2 protein-coding genes are annotated in these 3,415 nt (G+C 70.0%); both read right to left on the reverse strand.

Features of this window, described 5'->3' with window-relative positions:
- Window positions 1-147 precede the first annotated feature (147 nt).
- Window positions 148-2,211 (reverse strand): tyrosine-type recombinase/integrase, encoded by a 2,064-nt coding sequence (locus J2Y49_RS32305; protein WP_310119864.1) that lies wholly within the window; start codon window positions 2,209-2,211, stop codon window positions 148-150.
- A complete protein-coding gene (locus J2Y49_RS32310) occupies window positions 2,208-3,344 on the reverse strand; it encodes a tyrosine-type recombinase/integrase (RefSeq protein ID WP_310119866.1) in 1,137 nt (378 codons plus the stop codon). The genes J2Y49_RS32305 and J2Y49_RS32310 overlap by 4 nt, the downstream gene beginning before the upstream one ends.
- Between the last annotated feature and the right edge of the window lie 71 nt (window positions 3,345-3,415).

The raw sequence follows: 3,415 nt of genomic DNA on the forward strand, positions 1-3,415 counted from the left end.
CGAGCGTTACATGGACAGTCAAGAGGGAACTGGAGGCGGCTGTCCGGATAGTCCACAGAGGGGCCCCGTGCGCCGCGAAGCGCTCCTCAAGCAGCTGGCGGAGCGGCGCACGGGGGGTTGCTGTGGACCCATCCGGTCAGCCGCCGGTCAGCCTTGAGGTGGCGGATCAATCGGCTCGCCCAACTCGCCGAGCAGCCCCTCGATCCTGGCCACAACGGCGCGGTGGCGGTCCACCTCCCGGGGCCATCCCCGGCAGCGCGCATCCTCGACCAAGGTCATCTCGACGTGCCGCCGCTCCCGTAGCCGGCCGGCGTAGGCCGGCGTTGTCACGAACCGCGCGCAGGTCAGGTAGAGGTCGCACTCGCACGGCCCCTCGGAGGGCAGCCGCAGGCAGTGTCCCAACTCCAGTTCGGTCTTCAGGAAGTTGAGCTTGAGCCAGTCCACGGCTTCATCCGACAGCCGGCCCGCGCGCAGCGCTTCGACACCGGGGCCGGCGATGACGGCGCCCGGGCCCAGCACGGACCGGTAATCGCGCAGAACCTCCGGGTCGCTGATCCGCGCATACACCATCGACATCGCGGGGCTCTGGTGGCCCAGGATGCTCATGATCGTGTGCAGGCGGGCCCCCTTCTCCGCCAGCTCAGTGCCGACGGTGTGCCGGAACCGGTGCGCCGACACGGTGCCTCGGCCTCGGGCATCGACCAGTCCGGCCTCACGGCAGGCAGCCTGCAAGGCCGTCTCGAACAAGTAGTGCAACGACAAACGCCGCCCGTTCATCACGAACAGGTAGCGCACGCCAAGGCCGGTGACCTCGTCGGTGCAGGGCCGATCCGGACGGCCATCCCGCAGCGCCTGCACCACCCGGATCGCCTCGGCCGCCTCGTCGTGCAGGGGCACAATGCGCTCACGCAACGTTTTGCCGGCCGGCAGCCGCAGCCGCGCTGTCCCGTCGGGGTAGCGGTCAAGGCAGTCAATGGCGAGGCGACGCACCTCCGCCCGCCGCGCGCCGGACCAGCGCGCCACGAGTAGGGCGGCGCGTTGATACACGCACGTCATGGACCGGATGGCCACCATGAGCCGCGCCAGCTCGTCGGCAGGGATGTACCGGGGGATGCGCTCCGCTGCCCGAGGATAGTCACGCCGGTCGACCAGTTGCCGGGGCGGAGCGCCCTCCCAGCCCCAGGCGGCCGTCTGCCGGCAAAACTGCGCCAGAGCGCCTGTCCGGTCGCGACGGGTGTTGGGCGCCAGAATGCGTCCCGTCGTTGGCCGGATCTCCGTCGCCATCCGGTGCATGAAGCCCTGCGCGTGGTCGCGGGTCACCGCGCCGAAGTCCTGCACCTCCGGCACGGTCTCCGCCAGATAATGCAGGAAATGCCGCATGCCGACGGACAGGTGATAGACTGTGGACGGGTTGTCGGTCAGCCGGCGCACCTCCAGCCAGCGCTCGACCAAGGCCAGCATGGCCGCTTGCGGCGGCGCGGGAGCCGCGTAGCCCGGCATCGCCTTGCGCGGCTCGGCTGCAGCCTGGCCGCGGTGGTAAAGGATCATTCGCAGTCGGCCGAGGTGGGTCACCCAGGCCTTGGCGGGCGACACCCGGAACCGCTCTGCGGAGCCCCAGAACTCGCCGACGTCCGGCCGAGCGCCGAATTCCCGGATGGCCGCCATCAGCGCATCCACATGGTCGTCCGAAACCGCGGCGGCCCCGCGGGCCCCGAAGCACAGGGCGATGCGCGCCATCGCCCAGGCTAAGCTGAGCTTGGCGCCGAACCGTTCCAGTCCGTGGGCAGCAGCCTCCGCCGCAAGCAATTCGATTCCCAGGTCGATCCCGAGCGACGCCGCCACTTGGACGGCCCGGAGGTCGCCGATGGCCAACAGCCAGGGCGGATCGAGCCGGATCCGATCCGTGAGTGCCAGATAGTACAGATAGCTGCGCGCCGCGTAGCTGTTGATGCGGACGGCGTCGCCCTGGTGCCGGGCCGGCAATCGGGCGACGCGCACCCCCATGGGCGCCGCGAACCAGTCCGCGAGATCCGGCCAAAACCGCTCGAACCGGCGTCGGATCGCGATGCGTTGGCGTTTGACCATGGGCGCCAGCGGCAGCCTGTGGATGTAAGCCACGTACTCGGCATCGTCACAGTGCCTCGGCGGAAAGACGGGGGCAACGCGATCACGGGCGTGCATCGCCGCCGCCGGAACGGGTCCGGCCCTCATGGGACCTCCCGATCAAGCCCGACGGCCCGGCGATACTCCGCGACGACGGCGGCATCGGACACCCGGGTGTAGATGCGCGTCGACACCGGTGAGGCATGTCCCAGCCGGCGCTGCAGCGCCAGTTCGCGCATCCCACCCTCCCACATGCGTGTGGCGTGTGTGTGGCGCAGCGCGTGCGGAGTGACCCAGGCCTCGCGGATGCCGGCGCGCGCTGCTGCCCGGGCGAAAAGCTTGGCCAGCGCCGCGTAGCTCAGCGGCTCCAGTCGGCGTCGGCCGTGGCCACCGACTAAGAACAGGTAGGGAGAGTCCGCCTCAACCGGCCTCTCAGACATCATGTAGTCGGCGACGGCGGCGAGGGTCTCCGGTTCGTGCAGGTCGACAACGCGCTCCGTGCGCGATTTCGGCCGCACACCCTTGGGGTGCTCGGTATCGTGCCGTATCACCACCCGGCGCCGGCCGTAGGCGACGTCCGCGACCCGCAGCGCCAACGCCTCGCCCGGGCGCAGGCCCCCGTCCAACATGAGCCTGACCAGGGCAAGGTCCCGCTTGCAGCGCAGGCAGCCGACCAGCGCCGCCACCTGCTCGGGCTCGAGCGGGCGGGGCAACCGGAGCGCCGTCCTCACCCGCATGCCGCGCCGGATCGGCGAGCGCCGCGCGATGCCATCCAGGAACGGCCGATGGCGGTCCGTCACCGGAACGGCGTTCTTGTGCTCCCCGCACGCCAGCGGGTTGGGGCCATCGAGACGCCCCGCGACGATGGCGAACTCGTAAAGCGAGGCCGCCGCAGCAAGCGCCCGGTTGATAGCCGCAGCAGACAGGCCCAGCACGCGATCACCACCCGCCGCAAGCAAGGACGGCTCGGCGCGCCGCCTTCGGCGAACCGCGACGCTGCGCAGATGGGCGAGCAGACCGATCGCATCGGGGGGCAGCATCCCGTTCCAGGGCAGACCCGAGGCTTCCAGGAAGGTCCAGAGGTGGCGCAGGTCGAAGGCGTAGGCGGCTACCGTGTTGGGTGAACAACCCCGGGCGAGCAGGTGGGCGAGGAAATCCTGGACGATCGGCACCGGCTCACCCGCTGCCGAGACCAAGCGATACCGCACCGACTGCCCCTCCGTGCGCTCGATCCTGGCCATAGACGCCCCCTGTGTCCGATGTCGTCACAAGAATGCTCGAAAGGCTCCTTGGAGCCAAATGTCCATATAAC

This window comes from Azospirillum sp. BE72, from assembly GCF_031455875.1.
Classification (GTDB): Bacteria; Pseudomonadota; Alphaproteobacteria; order Azospirillales; family Azospirillaceae; genus Azospirillum.